Consider the following 18,773-nt stretch of genomic DNA (forward strand, 5'->3'; position numbering starts at 1 on the left):
AGGCGGCGGAATTGTCCAAGACCCATGCCGGCACCTACCGGCAAGGGCGTTCGCGCTGACTACCTGCGGAAGTCCAGGCGCCCGTTCGTCCAGCGCCCGTCGATGCGCCGGTTGTCGACGATCAGGCCGACCCACGGGCGCGTGATGTCCGGGCTGCTCAGGTTGATGTAGCGGCCCACCAGCGTGTCGGGTGCGATGTAGCGGACATCGAGCAAGGCATGGCGTTCGCCGTTGCCCCAGTCGAACATCAGGTAGAAGCGGCCGCCGGCCACCTTGGCCATCGCCTTGCCTTCCTTCCAGGCCTCTGCGCTGTCGCCGGGAATGGCCGGGTCCGCGCCGCCGTTCCATCGACTGGACCATGCGCCCGCGATCGAGTCCGGAACCTCATCGACCACCGCGCCCCATGGCTGCGCATTCGGATCGTCGCTGTCGCCGCGCAGCTCGACGCTGTCGGCGAACGCGTCCACATCGGGGCCGTCCGGGTCCGGCGCATCCTGGACGCCGAACGGATTCCTCGCGGGGTGTTCAGGGTGTGTGTTCATGGCGCCATCGTGCGCCCGCGCCGCTCGCCCCGCATGCCGTTTCCGGACATGCGAACGGAGAAGAAAAAAACTAGGCCACGCGCTCGGCGATCAGCACCGCGAAGAAGCCGAACGCGGCGAGCAGCGTCCACTTGAGCACGATCCAGCCGACGCGCCGGTACTTGGCCTGCCCGGTGCCCGCATAGAACGCGAACGACACGCCGGCCACCAGCAAAAGCAGCAGGATGGCCCAGCGAAAGAGCAGCATCGTGCGAAGGGCTGCCTTACCAGGCCCGCGCCACTTCGCCGAAGCCGCGCGGCGCGCGCTTCTCGTCGTCGAAGGTCACGACCTCGTAGGCATCGCTGTGCGAGAGCAGTTCGCGCAGCAGCTTGTTGTTGAGCGCATGGCCCGAGCGGAACGCGGTGTAGGCCGCGAGCAGCGGCTTGCCGATGATGTACAGGTCGCCCATCGCATCGAGGATCTTGTGCTTCACGAACTCGTCGTCATAGCGCAGGCCGCCGGCATTGAGCACCTTGGTGTCGTCCATCACGACCGCGTTATCGAGTCCGCCACCGAGCGCCAGGCCCTTTGTGCGCATGTACTCGACATCCTTCGTGAAGCCGAAGGTGCGCGCGCGCGCGATGTCGCGGCTGTACGAATCGGTGCCCAGGTCGAACTCCACGCGCTGGCCGGTGGAGTTGACCACGCGGTGATCGAAGTCGATCTCGAAGCTCAGCTTGTAGCCGTGGTACGGCTCCAGGCTCGCCCATTTCTCGTTGGCGCCCTCGCCTTCGCGCACCTCGACCTTGCGGGTCACGCGGATGAAGCGGCGCGGCGCCTTCTGCAACTCGATGCCCGCGCTTTGCAGCAGGAACACGAAGGACGAAGCCGAGCCGTCCAGGATCGGCACTTCGTCGGCCGTGATGTCGATGTAGAGGTTGTCGATCCCGAGGCCCGCGCAGGCCGACATCAGGTGCTCGACCGTCTGCACCTTCGCGCCGCCGGTGGAGACCGTGGAAGCCAGGCGCGTGTCGGTGACTGCTTCGGCGGTCATGCGGATTTCAGCCGGCTCGGGCAGATCGACGCGGCGGAACACGATGCCCGTGTCGGCCGGGGCCGGTCGCAGGGTCAGTTCCACGCGTTGCCCGCTGTGAAGCCCCACGCCCACGGCGCGGCTGATCGACTTGAGGGTTCGTTGTTGCAGCACGCCGGGGATTTTAGGCGCGCCACGGGCGTGACGGCCTAATCCCCTCGCTATGGCAGCGATAGACATCGGTTCTATGCAATCCCGGCGATGGACGCAAAGGGCACGAAGTGAACGCAGCGCCTAGAGCCAGCGGAAGTCCCTTTCAGGTCTTCCCTGTACCCCTTGCGAACCTTCGTGCCCTGAGCGTCCGGTTGCCTTCCGTCAGTCAGTCAGCTTGACGGCGCAGGAATGCGGGAATTTCGAAGTCGTCCATGCCGCCCGACGACAGCGCATCCACCTTCGCGGCGGCCATCGTGCGGTTGGTGCGCCATACGCTGGGGACCGCCATGCCGTCGTAGTTCGGCTGGCTGCCGCCGCCGCTGTGACCGCCGGCGTGGCCGACGCCGCCCATGGTGGGCACGTTGAACGGGATGTTGTCGGTGCCGGTGCGAATGACTTCCAGCGTCGGCGCCTGGCGGCGTGCGTCCGCGCGCGAGAGGCCCGTGGCCACCACGGTCACGCGCATCTCGTCGCCCAGCGCCTCGTCGTAGGCGGCGCCGTAGATCACGTGCGCATCGGGCGAGGCGTAGGCGCGGATGGTGTTCATCGCGAGCTTCGATTCGTTCAGCTTGAGCGAACCCTTCGATGCCGTCACCAGCACCAGCACGCCCTTGGCGCCCGAGAGATCAATGCCTTCGAGCAGCGGGCAGGCCACGGCCTGCTCGGCGGCGATGCGCGCGCGGTCCGGGCCCGCGGCCGCGGCCGTGCCCATCATGGCTTTGCCCGGCTCGCCCATCACGGTGCGCACGTCTTCGAAGTCGACGTTCACGCCGCCGTACTCGTTGATGATTTCCGAGATGCCGCCCACGGCGTTCTTGAGCACGTCGTTGGCGTGCGCGAAGGCCTCGTCCTGGGTGATGTCCTCGCCCAGCACGTCGAGCAGCTTCTCGTTGAGGACAACGATCAGCGAATCGACATTGGCTTCGAGCTCGGCCAGGCCGTCGTCCGCGTTCTTCATGCGGCGACCGCCCTCCCAGTCGAAGGGCTTGGTCACCACGCCCACGGTGAGGATGCCCATTTCCTTGGCAACGCGTGCGATCACCGGCGCAGCGCCGGTGCCCGTGCCGCCGCCCATGCCGGCGGTGATGAACAGCATGTGCGCACCGTCGATGGCCGCGCGGATTTCGTCCACCGCGGCTTCGGCCGCTTCACGGCCCTTGTCGGGCTTGCTACCGGCGCCCAGGCCGCTGGTGCCCAGCTGGATGATCTTGTTCGCGTTGCTGCGGGTGAGCGCCTGCGCGTCGGTGTTCGCGCAAACGAACTGCACGCCCTGCACACCACGCTCCATCATGTGGGCGACTGCATTGCCGCCACCGCCGCCCACACCGATCACCTTGATCTGCGTGCCTTGATTGAATTCTTCGACTTCGATCATTTCGATGGTCATTTCTAACTCCTTGAATATTGCAGTTGCCGTTTTGTATCTATGAATAATTCTTTTGCCGTGACGTGTTCAACGAGAGCGTCGCCACGATGGTGGACCGGTTCGTCGCCATCGCTCGTTGAAATGCAACGGCGGACTGCCGCGTGCGAGCCAGAGTGGGGAGTGGTTCATGGTCAGAAGTTCCCCACGATGAAGTCCTTGAAACGTCCGAACGCAGTCTTTACCGACCCATTCTTCTGCGCGACCTTGAAGCCGCGCATGCGTGCGAAGCGCGCCTCTTCGAGCAGACCCATCACGGTGGCCGCGCGGGGCTGCGCCACCATGTCGGACAACGCGCTCGAATACTTCGGAATGCCCCGGCGCACGGGCTTCAGGAAGATGTCTTCCCCCAGTTCCACCATGCCCGGCATCACCGCGCTGCCGCCGGTGAGCACCACGCCCGAAGAGAGCACCTCTTCGTAGCCCGATTCGCGCACCACCTGCTGCACGAGCGAAAAGATCTCCTCGATGCGCGGCTCGATCACGCCGGCCAGCGCCTGCTTGCTCAGCATGCGCGGGCCGCGGTCGCCAAGACCGGGCACCTCGACCTGCTGGTCGGGATCGGCCAGGAGTTGCTTGGCATAGCCGCTCTCGACCTTGATGTCTTCCGCGTCCTTGGTGGGCGTGCGCAGCGCCATCGCGATGTCGCTGGTGATGAGGTCGCCCGCGATCGGGATCACCGCCGTGTGGCGGATCGCGCCGTTGGTGAAGATCGCCACGTCGGTCGTGCCCGCGCCGATATCGACCAGCACCACACCCAGCTCACGTTCGTCTTCGGTCAGCACCGCCTGGCTCGAGGCCAGCGGGTTGAGCATCAGCTGGTCGACTTCCAGGCCGCAGCGGCGCACGCACTTGATGATGTTCTCGGCCGCGCTCTGCGCGCCGGTCACGATATGCACCTTGGCCTCCAGCCGCATGCCGCTCATGCCGATCGGCTCCTTCACGTCCTGGCCGTCGATCACGAACTCCTGCGGCTCCACCAGCAGGAGGCGCTGGTCGCTCGAGATGTTGATCGCGCGTGCGGTCTCCACCACGCGGGCCACGTCGGCGGGCGTCACCTCCTTGTCCTTCACCGCCACCATGCCGCTCGAATTGATGCCGCGGATGTGGCTGCCGGTGATGCCGGTGTAGACGCGGCTGATCTTGCAGTCGGCCATCAGCTCGGCCTCCTTGAGCGCCTGCTGGATGCTCTGCACGGTGGCGTCGATGTTCACCACCACGCCGCGCTTGAGGCCATTGCTCGGCGCGATGCCGAGCCCGGCGAGCTTGAGCTCGCCGCCGGGCAGCACCTCGGCCACGACCACCATCACCTTGGCGGTACCGATGTCCAGGCCTACGACCAGGTCTTTGTATTCTTTGGGCATTGAAATATGTCCTCGATATTCGCTACTTGATTCTTCTTGGGGTCTCGGGCGAGACCGTGGTGACGCCGCGCAGCCGCAATGCATACGCGTCGTTGTGGCGCAGGTCGGCGCCTTCGACGTCGGCCACCGTGCGGTGGTATTGGCCCGCGACCTGGGTCACGGTCTTGAGGAAGCGCTGCAGCCGGGCCGACACCTCTTCGCTCTGCCCGCGCCCCAGCTCGATCTGCGCGCCGCTGTCCAGCACCACCTTCCAGCTGCCGCGGCTGGACAGCGTGAGCTCGTCGATGCCGAAGTCGTAGGGCTGGAACTGCGGCGCGAGCACGCGGTACATGCCCAGCACCTGCCCGGCCTGCTCGATCGGACCGTCCAGGCGCGGCAGGTTCTCGTCCACCTCGGCCACGTTGGCCTCGAACACGTCGCCGAAACCGTTGATGAGCTTGGAGCCCGCCTCGTCGCCCCAGCTGGCCACGGGCACCTGCTCGGTCAGCGTCACGCGCAGCTTGTTCGGAAACTCGCGCCGCACCACGGCGCTGCGCACCCACGGCACTGCTTCGAAGGCGGTGCGCGCACGCGCCAGGTCGATGGTGAAGAAGTTGCCCGACAGCTGCGGCGCCACGTTGGCGCGCAGCGTGACCGCGTTGTTGTGCGTCACCTCGCCGTCCACCTTGATTCCCGCGAGCGGGAAGAAAGGCTGGCGCAGCACCCACCAGGCGCCCGCCGCCAGCAGCATGAACGCCACCGCCACGAACGCGAGGTTCGCCACGATGTTCATGAGCTTGACGTCGAAGGGCACGGGGATGCTGTCGGCCATGGCTATTGCGCGCCTCCCTTTGCGTCCAGCGAGGCACTGGCCAGCACGCGCAGGCACAACTCCTCGTAAGGAATGCCGGCCGCGCGCGCGGACATCGGCACCAGCGAATGGCTGGTCATGCCGGGCGAGGTGTTCATCTCCAGCAGGAAGGGCTTGCGGTCGCTGGCGCGGATCATCACGTCGGCACGGCCCCAGCCGCGGCAGCCGAGCGTGTGGTACGCGGCCAGCGTGATGCGCTGGATCTCGTGCTCCTCGGCCGCGGCGAGGCCGCTCGGGCACTGGTACTTCACGTCGTCGGTGAAGTACTTGTTCTGGTAGTCGTAGGCGCCTTCTGGCGCGGCGATGCGCACCACCGGGAGTGCGCGCGCGTCGAGCCCCTGGCCGAGCACCGCGCAGGTGACTTCCTCGCCTTCGATGAACTCCTCGCAGAGCACGTCGGCGTCGTATTTGGCCGAGAGCGTCACCGCGTCCTGCATCTGCGAATACCCCTCGACCTTGGTCACGCCGATGGAGGAGCCCTCGCGCGGCGGCTTCACGATCAGCGGCAGGCCGAGCACGTCGGGCACGGCGCGGATCTGCTCGCGGCTTTGCTGGTCGAAGGCCAGGCGCACGTACTTGGGCGTGGGCAGGCCGTCGGCCTGCCAGATGCGCTTGGTCATGACCTTGTCCATCGCCACGCTCGAAGCCATCACGCCCGAGCCGGTGTAGGGAATGCCGAGCAGCTCGAGCGCGCCCTGCACCGTGCCGTCCTCGCCATGGCGGCCATGCAGCGCGACGAAGCAGCGCGCGAAGCCTTCGCGCTTGAGCTCGACCAGTTCGCGCTCGGACGGATCGAAAGCATGCGCATCCACGCCGCGCGAACGCAGCGCCTGGAGCACGCCGGTGCCCGACATCAGCGAGACCTCGCGTTCCGCGGAGCTGCCGCCGAACAGCACGGCGACCTTGCCGAAAAGTGTTGGATCCTGAAGGCTCACGATGCCCTCCCCTTGCGCGCGGTGCGCTCCGATGTTGTTGACGATGGCGCTGCTGCCGCTGCCGATGCCGGAGTTGCCGGTGCGGCCGCGCCGCCGAGCTCGACCACCTTGCCCGGCACCGCGCCGATGGAGCCCGCGCCCATGGACAGCACGACGTCGCCCGCGCGGGCGTTGTCCAGCACCGCCTGCGGCATGGCCGCGATGTCGTCCACGAACACCGGCTCCACCTTGCCGGCCACGCGTAGCGCGCGCGCCAGCGTGCGGCCGTCGGCCGCCACGATGGGCGCCTCGCCGGCGGCATAGACCTCGCCGAGCAGCACCGAATCGGCCGTGCCGATGACCTTCACGAAATCCTCGAAGCAGTCGCGCGTGCGGGTGTAGCGGTGCGGCTGGAACGCCAGCACCAGCCGGCGGCCCGGGAACGCGCCGCGCGCGGCCGCGATCGTGGCCGCCATCTCGACCGGGTGGTGGCCGTAGTCGTCGATCACGGTGAAGCTGCCCGCGCCGCCCGGCACGCGCACCTCGCCGTAGCTCTGGAAGCGGCGGCCCACGCCCTTGAAGCCGGCCAGGCCGCGCTGCACCGCCTCGTCGGGAATGCCCAGTTCGACGGCCACCGCGATCACCGACAGCGCATTGCGCACGTTGTGCTCGCCCGGCAGGTTCAGCACGATGGGCAGGTCCGGCAGCGTCACGCCGTTGCGGCGCTGCGCGGTGAAATGCATCTGGCCGCCGACCGCGCGCACGTCGATCGCGCGCACCTGCGCGTCCTCGCCGAAGCCGTAGCTGGTGACCGGGCAAGTGACGTCGGCCACGATGTCGCGCACCGCCGGATCGTCGGTGCACAGAATCGCCACGCCGTAGAACGGCATGCGGTGCAGGAAGTCGACGAAGGCCTTCTTGAGCTTCGTGAAGTCGTGCCCGTAGGTCTCCATGTGGTCGGCATCGATGTTCGTGACCACCGCCATCACGGGCAGCAGGTTCAGGAACGAGGCGTCCGATTCGTCGGCCTCCACCACGATGTAGTCGCCGCTGCCCAGTTGCGCATTGGCGCCGGCGCTGTTCAGGCGACCGCCGATGACGAAGGTCGGATCGAGCCCGGCCGCGTCGAGCACGCTCGCCACGAGGCTGGTGGTGGTGGTCTTGCCGTGCGTGCCGGCGATCGCGATGCCCTGCTTCAGGCGCATCAGCTCGGCCAGCATCAGCGCGCGCGGCACGACCGGAATGCGCTTCTCGCGCGCGGCCAGCACCTCGGCGTTGTCCGGTTGCACGGCGGTGGAAGTGACGACCGCGTCCGCGCCGTCGATGTGCGCGGCCGCATGGCCCACGAAGGTGCCGATGCCCAGGCCCGCGAGCCGGCGCAGCGTGGCGCTGTCGGACAGGTCGGAGCCGGTGATCTTGTAGCCCAGGTTCAGCAGCACCTCGGCGATGCCGCTCATGCCCGAGCCGCCGACGCCGACGAAATGGATGTGGCGAATCGCGTGCTTCATTTGGCAAGCTCCTCGCAGGCGCGGACGACGGCTTCCACAGCTTCGGTCTTCTGCATGGTCTTGGCCTTGGCGGCCTTCTCGATCAGCGCGGTGCGCTCGGTTTTCTGTAGCAAATCAGCCAGCAATTCAGGAGTGAGGTCGGCCTGCTGCACCAGCCAGCCGCCGCCCGCGTCCACGAGGAAGCGCGCGTTGGTGGTCTGGTGGTCGTCGACCGCCGAGGGGAAAGGCACGAACAGCGCTGCTGCGCCGACGGCCGCGATTTCTGTGACGGTGCTGGCGCCGGCGCGCGCGACGATGATGTCGGCGTCCGCATAGGCCTGCGCGGTGTCTTCGATGAACGGCGTGAGTTCGCCTTCGACGCCCGCGGCCGCGTAGTTGGCGCGCAGCTCTTCGATCTGCTTGGTGCCGCTCTGGTGCAGCACCTGCGGGCGCGTGGAAGGTTCGATGCGCGCCAGCGCCTGCGGCACCACGGTGTTGAGGCCGCGCGCGCCGAGGCTGCCGCCCACCACCAGCAGCCTGAGCGGACCGGTGCGGCCCGCGAAGCGCGAAGCCGGATCGGGCTGCGAAGTGAATGCCGCGCGCAGCGGGTTGCCCACCCACTGCGCCTTCTTCAGCACATTGGGGAAGGCGGTGAACACGCGGTCGGCCACGCCCGCCAACACCTTGTTGGCCAGGCCCGCGACCGAGTTCTGCTCGTGCAGCACCAGCGGCTTGTTGAGCAGCACGCCCATCATGCCGCCCGGAAAGGTGATGTAGCCGCCCAGGCCCACCAGCACGTCGGGCTTCACGCGGCGCACCACGCGAAAGCTCTGCCAGAAGGCGCGCAGCAATTTCAACGGCAGCAGGAGCAATGTGAGCGGACCCTTGCCGCGCACGCCGCCGAACTGCACCGGCTCGAACGCGAAGCCGCGCGGCGGCACGAGCTTTTCTTCCATGCTGCCGGGCGCGCCCAGCCAGTGCACGCGCCAGCCGCGCTCGCGCAAGGCCTCCGCCACCGCGAGGCCCGGGAAGATGTGGCCGCCGGTGCCGCCGGCCATGACGAGTGCGGTGCGCCCGGTCATACGCGGCCTCCGCGCATCAACACGCGGTTCTCGTAATCAATGCGCAGCACGATGGCCAGCGCGATCATGTTCATCAGGATGGCCGAGCCGCCGAAGCTCATCAGCGGCAGCGTCAGGCCCTTGGTCGGCAGCGCGCCCAGGTTCACGCCCATGTTGATGAAGGCCTGGAAGCCGATCCACACGCCCACCCCTTGAGCGACAAGGCCCGAGAACACACGATCGAGCGCAATCGCCTGGCGGCCGATATGCATGACGCGGCGGGTCAGCCAGAGGAACAAACCGATGATCAGCAGCACGCCGATCAGGCCGAACTCCTCGCCGATCACGGCGAGCAAAAAGTCGGTGTGCGCCTCGGGCAGCCAGTGCAGCTTCTCGACGCTGCCGCCCAGGCCCACGCCGAAGATTTCGCCGCGCCCGATGGCGATCAGCGAGTGCGACAGCTGGTAGCCCTTGCCGAGCGCATGCTCCTCGCTCCATGGATCCAGGTACGCGAAGATCCGCTCGCGGCGCCACGGGCTGCTCGCCACGATGGTGCCGAAGGCCACCACCACCAGCGCCGCGATCACGAAGAACATGCGCGCGTTCACGCCGCCCAGGAAGAGGATGCCCATCGCGATCACCGCGATCACCATGAACGCGCCCATGTCGGGCTCGGCCATCACCAGCATGCCGACCACCACCACCGCGATGCCCATCGGCAGCACGGCGCGGAAAAAGCGCTCCTTGATCTCCATCTTGCGCACCATGTAGCTGGCGGCGTAGAGCACCATCGCGAGCTTGGCCAGCTCCGAGGGCTGGAAGCGCATGAAGCCCATCGGCAGCCAGCGGCGCGCGCCGTTCACGTTGATGCCGATGTGCGGAATGAGCACCGCCACCAGCAGCAGCAGCGAGGCCACGAAAAGCCAGGGCGCGGCGCGCTCCCAGGTCTTCATCGGGATCTGGAAGGCCAGCAGCGCCGCGATGAAGGCGAACGCCACCGAGGCCGCATGCCGCGTGAGGAAGAACGAGGCGCTGTAGCCCGCGCGCGCGAAGCGCGGGTTGTCGGGCAGCGCGATGGAGGCCGAATACACCATCACCAGGCCCCAGGTCAGGAGCGCCACGGTGACCCACACCAGCGCCTGGTCGAAGCCCAGCACGCGCATCGGCGTGGCCTTGGTCTGCGAAATACCGGCGCCGCCCAGGCGCACCGGCAGGTGCACGGGCAGCGAATCGATGCCGCTGCGGGCGCGCCTGAACCAGCCACCGAAGCGGCTGGTGCGGGTGTCCGGCGTCGAGGCGCCTGCAGCAGCGGAGTTCACAGCGTTTCCTCCGGGGACGAACCGTCGGCCGACATGCCGCGCAGGTTGTCCGCGAGCGCCTGCACGGCCTCGCGGAACACCTCGGCGCGGTGCCCGTAGTTCTTGAACATGTCGAAGCTCGCACAGGCCGGTGACAGCAGCACTGCATCGCCGGGGTTGGCGCGCGCGGCCGCGAGCTTCACGGCCTCGTCCATCGAGGCGGCATGCATCAGCGAGACGCCGGTGTTGGCCAGTTCGGCTTCGATCAGCGGCGCATCGCGGCCGATCAGCACCACGGCGCGCGCGTGCCGGGCCACGGGCGCGGCGAGCGGTTCGAAGTCCTGCCCCTTGCCCTCGCCGCCGAGGATCACGACCACGCGGCGGTCTTCGCCCAGGCCGTTCAGCGCGGCGACGGTCGCGCCGACGTTGGTGCCCTTGCTGTCGTCGAAGTACTCCACGTCGTCGATCAGCGCGATCGGCTCCACGCGATGCGGCTCGCCGCGGTATTCGCGCAGGCCGTAGAGCATCGGGCCGAGCGGGCAGTCGGCGGCGGTGGCGAGCGCGAGCGCGGCCAGCGCGTTCATGGCGTTGTGGCCACCGCGGATGCGCAGCGCGTCGGCGGGCATCAGGCGCTGGAAGAAGATTTCTTCTTCCACCACCGCGCCGCGCTTGCGCTTCTGCGTTTCGTCGGCCTCCAGCGCGCGCACCAGCCAGGCGATGCCGTTGATGCGCTCGATGCCGTAGTCACCCGGGCGCAGCGGCATCGTGCCGCCGAAGGTGACGTGCGTGCGGATCTGCGGACGCTGCAGCTTCACCCGCACGGGCGGCGGCAGCATGGCCATCACGCCCGCGTCGTCGCGGTTCAGGATCATCAGGCCCTGCGCGCCGAAGATGCGCGCCTTGGCCGCCGCGTAGGCCGGCATGTCGCCGTGCCAGTCGAGGTGGTCCTGCGTGAGGTTGAGCACGGTGGCCGCCGTGGGCTCGAAGCCCTGCACGCCATCGAGCTGGAAGCTGGAGAGTTCGAGCACCCAGACATCGGGCAGCGTCTCGGCATCGATGTGCGCGGCCAGGGTGTCGAGCAGCGTCGGGCCGATGTTGCCGGCGACAGCGACGCTCTTGCCCGCGCGCTCGACCAGCTGGCCGGTGAGCGCGGTGACGGTGGTCTTGCCGTTGGTGCCGGTGATGGCGAGCACCGCGGGGGTGTAGCCCTTGGGCGCCGGGGGCTCTTCGATCGGCACCAGCGGCAGTTGGGCGGTCGGCTCTTCCTCCACCGCGGCGGAGGCCGGGTTGGTGGCGGAGAGTTCGGCGATCTTGGCGACGAACTCGGCCGCCTCGCGGGCGGCCGTGGGGACGTAGGGCTTGCCGGTGGCGGGGAGGCGGGAGCCGGTGGCGGGCGCGGCTGCCGGCACCGTCGATTCGGGTGCGGCGTCGGTCGTTGCTGCGGCTTCTGCAACCGGCGCGCCTTCTTCCGCAGGCGGCGAAACCGGAACGCTCAGCGAAGGATCGCGCGGCATGGCCTCGGCCATCGCGGGGGCTGCGGGTTCGGGTGCTGTTTCGACCGGCTCGGCAGCTTCCGTGTTTTCGGTCGATGCAACAGGCTCGGCAGTCTGCGCAGGCACTTCGGCCGTCTCGACGGCTTCGGGGACTTCGGTCGTCTCGGCAGGCGCAGGCGCTTCGGCTTCGACCCGTTCGGTCGCTGCGGGGACTTCCGGTGCGACGGGCACGTCGATGGGTTCGACCGCTTCGACAGGCACAGCTTCGGTCGGCTCGACGGTCAACGCCAGCTCGGCCTGTGCCTCGGGCAGCACGGGTTCGGCAGGCACTTCGGCTGCCGGTTCGGCCACAGCTTCCGGTTCGGCCTCGGCGGCTTCCACCGCCGGCACTTCGACCGTCCGCAGATCCAGCAGCGCGCGCGCAAAGAGATCCAGCTCGCCGCCGACCGTCAGGCCCACGGCCCGCGCCGCGTCGACGACCGGCGCGATGGTCGCGGGCGCGAGCCCCGGCGAGCGATACACCGCGCGAATCGGCGTGCCCTCGATCAGCGCGGCCGTGAACGGCCCGCCGATGAACGTCACCTCCGGCAACTGCGCCTGCAGCGTCGCGAGCGCGGCGGGCGCCTCGCGCGTGTCCGCCACGGTCACGACCGCACCGTGGCGCGCGCACCAGCGCGCCATCGCCAGCCCGGACGCACCGAGGCCCAGAACGAGGACGGGGAGGTCTTTCAGATGGCGCATCGGTTCTTTCTCAGCGCAGCTTCAACGTCGAAAGACCCACGAGGCACAAGAGCATCGTGATGATCCAGAAGCGCACCACGACCTGCGTCTCGCGCCAGCCGCTCTTCTCGAAGTGGTGGTGCAGCGGCGCCATCTTGAGCACGCGGCGGCCTTCGCCGTAGCGCTTCTTCGTGTACTTGAAGTACATGACCTGCGCCATCACCGAGATCGCCTCGACCACGAAGATGCCGCCCATGATGAAGAACACGATCTCCTGGCGCACGATGACCGCGATGGTGCCCAGCGCGCCGCCGAGCGCGAGCGCGCCCACGTCGCCCATGAAGACCTGCGCCGGATGCGTGTTGAACCAGAGGAACGCCAGACCCGCGCCGGCCATCGCCGAGCAGAACACCAGCAGTTCGCCCGAGCCCGGGATGTTGGGAAAGAGGAGGTACTTGGAGTACACGGCGCTGCCCGTGACGTAGGCGAACACGCCCAGCGCCGAGCCCACCATCACCACCGGCATGATCGCCAGGCCATCGAGCCCGTCGGTGAGGTTGACCGCGTTGCTCGCGCCCACGATCACCAGGTACGTGAGGATCACGAAGCCGATGCCGCCCAGCGGATAGCTCACTTCCTTGAAGAAGGGCACCAGGAGGTTGATCTTGGGTGGAAAGTCCAGGTCGAACCCCGACTGCACCCACGCGAAGAACAGCTGCAGCACGCGCCAGTTGGAGCTCTCGGAAATGCTGAAGAGCAGGTAGAAGCCCGCGAGCAGGCCGACCACCGACTGCCAGAAATATTTCTCGCGCGAGCGCATGCCCTCGGGGTCCTTGCGCACCACCTTGCGCCAGTCGTCGACCCAGCCGATGGCGCCGAAGCCCATCGTCACCCAAAGCACGATCCACACGAAGCGGTTCGAAATGTCGAACCACAGGAGCGTGGCGAAGGCGATCGCGAACAGCACCAGCACGCCGCCCATGGTGGGCGTGCCGCTCTTGGTGAGGTGCGTTTCCATGCCGTAGCCGCGCACCGGCTGGCCGATCTTGAGCGCGGCGAGCCGGCGGATCACGTAGGGGCCGGCCACCAGGCCGACCACGAGCGCGGTCACCGCGGCCATCAGCGCGCGGAAGGTAAGGTACTGGAAGACGCGCAAGAACCCGAACTCGGGCGAGAGCGTCTGCAGCCATTGGGCAAGGGTCAGCAGCATGGTGTATCGCGCGGCTCATGCGTCATGACCGGCCTCCTTTTGTTGTTGTTTTGGGTTGCGACTGCGCAAGGCCACCGATGGCTTGCACCACGCGTTCCATCTTCATGAAGCGCGAGCCCTTCACGAGCACGCTGCCGACCAGCGGCAGGCGCGCGAGCACGGCGGCATGCAGCGCTTCGTAATCGCCGAAATGGCGGCCGTTGTCCGCGTCCTGGAAGGCCGCGACGGTGTGCGCGGTCTCGGTGCCGAGCGTGTAGACGGCCTCGATGCCGCGGTGCCTGGCCCACGCGCCGACCTCGGCGTGGAACTCGGGCGCGCGGTCGCCCACCTCGCCCATGTCGCCGAGCACCAGGAGGCGCGGACCGGGCAGGCCCGCGAGCACGTCGATGGCGGCGATCACGGAATCGGGGTTGGCGTTGTAGCTGTCGTCCACCAGCGTGAGCGTGTGCTTGTTCGACAGCACCACTTCGCTGGCCTTGGAGCGGCCCTTGACCGGCTCGAAGACCGACAGGCCCTCGGCGATGCGCTCGATCGGCACGCCCGCGGCCAGCGCGCAGGCGGTGGCCGCGAGCGCATTGCCCACGTTGTGGCGGCCGGCGATGTGCAGCTGCGCATCGAAGGCGCCCAGCGGCGTGCGGATGCGCACGGCCCAGGCGCCCTGCTTCCATTCGGCGCTGTCGAGCGCAATGTCGGCATCCGCGTCTTCGCCGAACGTGAGGCAGCGGCGCGCGCCGCCGTCGTGCGCGATGTCGGTCCACAGCGACGTGAAGGTGTCGCCATAGGGGAAGACGGCCGTGCCGTCGTCGGGCAGCACCGCGAACACGGCGGCGTTCTCGATGGCCACCGCCTCGACGGTGGCCATGAATTCCTGGTGCTCGCGCTGCGCGTTGTTGACCAGCGCAATGGTCGGGCGCGAGATGGCGGCCAGCCGCGCGATCTCGCCCGGATGGTTCATGCCCAGCTCCAGCACCGCGTGCTGGTGGCGCGCGCGCAGGCGCAGCAGCGTGAGCGGCACGCCGATCTCGTTGTTGAAGTTGCCGGCGGTGGCGAGCGCGCGGTCGGCGCGGAAGGCGACGAGGATGGCCGCGATCATCTGCGTGACGGTCGTCTTGCCGTTGCTGCCGGTGACGGCGATCAGCGGCAGCTCGAACTGCGCGCGCCAGCCCGCGCCGAGCGCGCCGAGCGCGGCCAGCGAGTCGGGCACTTCGAGGCCCGCGAGGCCGGCGGCTTCGAGGCCGTGGTGGGCGATGGCCGCGACCGCGCCCTGCTCCCGGGCCTGCGCCAGGAAATCGTTGGCGTCGAAACGCTCGCCCTTGAGCGCGACGAACAGGTCGCCCTGCGCCAGCGTGCGCGTGTCGGTGTGCACGCGCGCGATGACCGTCGCCGGGTCGCCCACGAGGCGCGCGCCGGGAATCCATTGCTGCGCCTGGGCGAGCGTCAAGTTCAGCAGCGTCATATCGGTCATTCGGAGACCTCCGCGCTTCGCGCTGCGGTATTCGTCTTGGGAACGGCCCGGCGACTCATGCCACACCTCGCTTCGTCAGCGCATCCAGCGCATGAGCCCTGTCGGAGAACGGCAGGCGCTCGCCCGCAATCTCCTGCCACGCCTCGTGGCCCTTGCCGGCGATCAGCACCACGTCTTGCGGCGCGGCCTGCGCGATCGCATCGGCGATGGCGGCGGCGCGGTCGGGCTGCACCTGGGCGGCGTCCGAGCGCGAGAAGCCGCGCAGCACCTGGCTGATGATCGCGTCGGGCTTTTCGCTGCGCGGGTTGTCGCTGGTCACGATGACATGGTCGGCCTGGCGCTCGGCGACGGCGGCCATCATCGGGCGCTTGATCGGGTCGCGGTCGCCGCCGCAGCCGAACAGGCACCAGAGCGCGCCGCCGCGCTGCTGTGCCAGCGGGCGCAGGCCGGCGAGTGCCTTGTCGAGCGCGTCGGGGGTGTGGGCGTAGTCGACCACGGCGAGCGGCGCATTGCCGCCAACGCTGACGCGCTCCATGCGGCCGGGCACGCTCGTGAGATTGGCGCAAGCCGCCACCGCCCGCGACAGCGAAAGCCCCAGCGCGCGCAGCGTGCCGAGCACGCCGAGCAGGTTCGCCACGTTGTATTGCCCGATGAGGCCGGTGGAAAGACGCTCGACCGATGCGGTGCCATGCTCGGCCACCGAGAACTGCAGGCCCTGCGCGTCGTAGCCGATGTCGCGCGCCGCGAGACGCGCCGCCTTGCCGCCGGCCGACACGGTCCAGACGTCGAGCGCGCCGATGCCGGCGTCCACGAGGTTCGCGCACAGGCTTGCGCCGTGCATGTCGTCGATGTTGATCACCGCGGCGCGCAGGCCGGGCCAACGGAAGAGCTCGGCCTTGGCCGCCCAGTAGGCGTCCATGCTGCCGTGGTAGTCGAGGTGGTCCTGCGTGAAATTGGTGAACACCGCGACCGCGATCTGCGCGCCGTCGAGCCGGCGCTCGGCGATGCCGATGGACGAGGCTTCGATGGCGCAGGCGCCGAAGCCGTGCGCGACCATGTCGCGCAGCGCGCCCTGCATCATCACGGGGTCGGGCGTGGTGAGGCCGGTGTAGGTGAGCTCGGGCGGCACGCCGATGCCCAGCGTGCCCATCACGGCGCAGGGCGACGGCGCGCCGCGCTCCATGGTGCCGTCGGGCCGCATCGCGCGAACGCCGCCGGCCGCACGCAGCGAGGAAAGCGATTCGGCCAGCCACCACGCGGTGGAGGTCTTGCCGTTGGTGCCGGTCACGGCCAGCACGTCGAGCAGCGCCGAGGGGTTGTCGTGAAAGGCCGAGGCGATCGGGCCGGTGGCCGCCTTCAGGCCCGGGTAGGCCGCGATGCGGTCGCTGTATTCACCTTGATCGAAGCCGAAGGCATCGACGCCCTCGTACTCGACCAGGCAGGCCGCGGCGCCTTGCGCCAGCGCAGCGGCCACGTGCTTGCGCCCGTCGGTCGCGGCGCCGGGCCAGGCGATGAAGCCGTCGCCCGCGCCCACCGGCCGGCTGTCGGCATGCAGCGCACCCTGCACGCGCTCCTTGAGCCAGAGCGCGGCCAGTTGGGGGGATGTGAGTGTCAGCATGCTCAGAAGCTCTCGTCGACGCCCTGCGTCATCACAAGGGGTTTGACTGCGAGGTCGGGCGCGACGTTCATCATGCGCAGCGTCTGCTGCACGACTTCGCTGAACACGGGCGCTGCCGCGACGCCGCCGAAATACTGGCCGTCGCTGGGCTCGTCGATCATCACCGCGACGATGATGCGCGGCTTCTCGATGGGCGCCATGCCGGTGAACCAGGCGCGGTACTTGTTGCTCGCGTAGCCCTTGCCGACCTGCTTGTGGGCGGTGCCCGACTTGCCGCCGACCGAGTAGCCGACCGTCTGCGCGCGCGTGCCGGTGCCGCCGGGGCCGGCGGCCATCTGCAGCATCTTGCGCACGGCCAGCGCGTTGGAGGGCGAGAACACGCGCACGCCGACCGGCGCCTCGGTGGTCTTGAGGATGGTGACGGGAATGATCGAGCCGTCGTGCGCGAACGAGGTGTACGAATGCGCCATCTGGAACAACGACGCCGACAGGCCGTAGCCGTAGGCCATGGTGGCCTGCTCGACCGGCTTCCAGGTCTTCCAGGGGCGCAGCCGCCCGGTGACCGCGCCGGGGAACTGGATCTGCGGCTTCTGGCCGTAGCCGAGCGCGGTGTAGGTGTCCCACATCTCGTGCGGGGTCATCTTCTGCGCGATCTTGAGCGCGCCGACGTTGCTCGACTTCTGGATCACGCCCTCGACCGTCAGCGTGCCGTAGTTGTGGGTGTCGCTGATGGTGAAGCCGCCGATCTGGTAGCGGCCGGGGCCGGTTTCGATCAGCGTGGAGGGCTTCACGCGGCCGGCTTCCAGCGCCATGCCGACGGTGATGGGCTTCATCGTCGAGCCGGGCTCGAAGGTGTCGGTGACGGCGCGGTTGCGCAGCTGTTCGCCGGTGAGGTTCTGGCGCTTGTCGGGCACGTAGCTGGGGTAGTTGGCCAGCGCCAGCACCTCGCCCGTGATGGAGTCGAGCACCACCACGCTGCCGGCCTTGGCCTTGCGCGCCGTCACCGCGTCGCGCAGCTTCTGGTAGGCGAAGAACTGCACCTTGCTGTCCACGCTCAGCTGGATGTCCTTGCCGTCCAGCGGCGGCACGATGTCGCCCACGCCCTCGACCACGCGGCCCAGGCGATCCTTGATGACGCGGCGCGAACCCGCCTTGCCGGCCAGGTCGCCGTTGAACGCGAGCTCGATGCCTTCCTGGCCGCTGTCTTCCACGTTGGTGAAGCCGACCACGTGCGCGGCCGCCTCGCCTTCGGGGTACTGGCGCTTGTATTCCTTGCGCTGGTAGATGCCCTTCAAGTTCATCGCGGCGATCTGCTTGGCGATGGGCTCGTCGACCTGGCGCTTGATCCAGACGAAGGTCTTGTCCTCGTCCTGCAGCTTCTTGTCGAAGTCCTTCTGCGGCATCTCCAGGAGCTTGGCCACCAGCTTGAGCTTGGCGCGCACCTCGGGGTCGTCGCGCTCGATGTCTTCGGGAATGGCCCAGATGCTGGGCGCCACCACGCTGGAGGCCAGGATGAGCCCGTTGCGGTCCAGGATGCGGCCGCGGTTGGCCGGCAGCTCCAGCGTGCGCGCAAAGCGCACTTCGCCCTGCCGCTGGAAGAAGCTGTTGTTGAAGACCTGCACGTAAGCGGCGCGCCCGGCCAGCATGACGAAGCCGAAGGCGATGCCCGCGACGATGAACTTGCTGCGCCACACCGGCGTCTTGCTCGCGAGCAAGGGGCTGGTGGTGTAGCGCACGCTGCGGTCGCGGCGGCTCATCGCGCAGCCCCCCTGGCGGTGGTGGCAGCCGGCTTGGGCGGGGTCACGGGCGGCAGCGGCGCGACGGCCGGGATCACCGTGCCGTCCGGGCGCACGTACTGCGTGATGGCCGGCGTGGTGGTGCGCATCTGCAGCTGCTCCTTGGCGAGCTTCTCCACGCGCAGCGGCGTGGCCTGGGCGCGCTTCTCGACCTGCAGGCGGTCGTGGTCGGTTTCCAGGCGGCGCGCCTCCTGCTGCACGCGATCGAGCTCGGTGTAGAGCTGGCGCGAGCGGTACTGCGTATGGACGAGATAGAGCGACGTCGCGATGACGGCCAGCAGCAGGAGCAGGTTCAGGCGGGCCATG

Annotated in this window: 16 protein-coding genes; all 16 read right to left on the reverse strand. The window is 68.6% G+C overall.

Going from position 1 to position 18,773, the window contains the following annotated elements:
* Positions 1 to 59 precede the first annotated feature (59 nt).
* The 16 genes from JC881_RS13215 to ftsL all read right to left on the reverse strand — a co-directional run bounded on the left by JC881_RS13215 (position 60) and on the right by ftsL (position 18,772).
* Entirely contained in the window at positions 60 to 542 is a 483-nt protein-coding gene (locus JC881_RS13215) for a hypothetical protein (RefSeq protein ID WP_198786171.1), read from the reverse strand.
* A 70-nt stretch (positions 543 to 612) separates the two neighbouring features.
* Positions 613 to 789 (reverse strand): hypothetical protein, encoded by a 177-nt coding sequence (locus tag JC881_RS13220; RefSeq protein ID WP_172672175.1) that lies wholly within the window; start codon positions 787 to 789, stop codon positions 613 to 615.
* 16 nt (positions 790 to 805) lie between these two features.
* On the reverse strand, positions 806 to 1,729 hold the full coding sequence (gene lpxC / locus JC881_RS13225) for a UDP-3-O-acyl-N-acetylglucosamine deacetylase (protein WP_198786172.1): 924 nt from the start codon (positions 1,727 to 1,729) through the stop codon (positions 806 to 808).
* A 205-nt stretch (positions 1,730 to 1,934) separates the two neighbouring features.
* On the reverse strand, positions 1,935 to 3,155 hold the full coding sequence (ftsZ, locus tag JC881_RS13230; RefSeq protein WP_198786173.1) for a cell division protein FtsZ: 1,221 nt from the start codon (positions 3,153 to 3,155) through the stop codon (positions 1,935 to 1,937).
* Between the two features lie 170 nt (positions 3,156 to 3,325).
* Positions 3,326 to 4,555: a cell division protein FtsA gene (gene ftsA, locus JC881_RS13235; RefSeq protein ID WP_013539446.1), complete on the reverse strand. Its 1,230-nt coding sequence runs from the start codon at positions 4,553 to 4,555 to the stop codon at positions 3,326 to 3,328.
* Between the two features lie 22 nt (positions 4,556 to 4,577).
* The gene (locus JC881_RS13240) at positions 4,578 to 5,366 is read right to left on the reverse strand and encodes a cell division protein FtsQ/DivIB (RefSeq protein ID WP_198786174.1); all 789 of its coding nucleotides are present in this window, start codon (positions 5,364 to 5,366) and stop codon (positions 4,578 to 4,580) included.
* Between the two features lie 2 nt (positions 5,367 to 5,368).
* Positions 5,369 to 6,340, reverse strand: coding sequence for a D-alanine--D-alanine ligase (locus tag JC881_RS13245; protein ID WP_198786175.1), 972 nt, complete (start codon positions 6,338 to 6,340; stop codon positions 5,369 to 5,371).
* Positions 6,337 to 7,827 (reverse strand): UDP-N-acetylmuramate--L-alanine ligase, encoded by a 1,491-nt coding sequence (murC, locus tag JC881_RS13250; RefSeq protein WP_198786176.1) that lies wholly within the window; start codon positions 7,825 to 7,827, stop codon positions 6,337 to 6,339. The genes JC881_RS13245 and murC overlap by 4 nt, the downstream gene beginning before the upstream one ends.
* Entirely contained in the window at positions 7,824 to 8,888 is a 1,065-nt protein-coding gene (murG, locus tag JC881_RS13255; RefSeq protein ID WP_198786177.1) for an undecaprenyldiphospho-muramoylpentapeptide beta-N-acetylglucosaminyltransferase, read from the reverse strand. Before murG ends, murC begins: the two co-directional genes overlap by 4 nt.
* Positions 8,885 to 10,186, reverse strand: a complete 1,302-nt coding sequence (ftsW, locus tag JC881_RS13260) for a putative lipid II flippase FtsW (protein WP_198786178.1) — start codon at positions 10,184 to 10,186, stop codon at positions 8,885 to 8,887. The genes murG and ftsW overlap by 4 nt, the downstream gene beginning before the upstream one ends.
* On the reverse strand, positions 10,183 to 12,399 hold the full coding sequence (gene murD / locus JC881_RS13265) for a UDP-N-acetylmuramoyl-L-alanine--D-glutamate ligase (RefSeq protein ID WP_198786179.1): 2,217 nt from the start codon (positions 12,397 to 12,399) through the stop codon (positions 10,183 to 10,185). The genes ftsW and murD overlap by 4 nt, the downstream gene beginning before the upstream one ends.
* A gap of 10 nt (positions 12,400 to 12,409) precedes the next feature.
* Positions 12,410 to 13,588, reverse strand: coding sequence for a phospho-N-acetylmuramoyl-pentapeptide-transferase (mraY, locus tag JC881_RS13270; RefSeq protein ID WP_198786180.1), 1,179 nt, complete (start codon positions 13,586 to 13,588; stop codon positions 12,410 to 12,412).
* Positions 13,589 to 13,610: 22 nt separating this feature from the next.
* Positions 13,611 to 15,053 carry a UDP-N-acetylmuramoyl-tripeptide--D-alanyl-D-alanine ligase gene (locus tag JC881_RS13275; protein WP_198786181.1) on the reverse strand — a complete coding sequence of 481 codons (1,443 nt, stop codon included), beginning with the start codon at positions 15,051 to 15,053 and terminating at the stop codon, positions 13,611 to 13,613.
* A 55-nt stretch (positions 15,054 to 15,108) separates the two neighbouring features.
* Entirely contained in the window at positions 15,109 to 16,671 is a 1,563-nt protein-coding gene (locus JC881_RS13280; protein WP_198786182.1) for a UDP-N-acetylmuramoyl-L-alanyl-D-glutamate--2,6-diaminopimelate ligase, read from the reverse strand.
* A gap of 2 nt (positions 16,672 to 16,673) precedes the next feature.
* A complete protein-coding gene (locus JC881_RS13285; RefSeq protein ID WP_198786183.1) occupies positions 16,674 to 18,428 on the reverse strand; it encodes a peptidoglycan D,D-transpeptidase FtsI family protein in 1,755 nt (584 codons plus the stop codon).
* Positions 18,425 to 18,772: a cell division protein FtsL gene (gene ftsL / locus JC881_RS13290; protein ID WP_198786184.1), complete on the reverse strand. Its 348-nt coding sequence runs from the start codon at positions 18,770 to 18,772 to the stop codon at positions 18,425 to 18,427. The genes JC881_RS13285 and ftsL overlap by 4 nt, the downstream gene beginning before the upstream one ends.
* Between the last annotated feature and the right edge of the window lies 1 nt (position 18,773).

The sequence above is a fragment of the Variovorax sp. IB41 genome (genome assembly GCF_016405905.1).
Taxonomy (GTDB): Bacteria; Pseudomonadota; Gammaproteobacteria; order Burkholderiales; family Burkholderiaceae_C; genus Variovorax.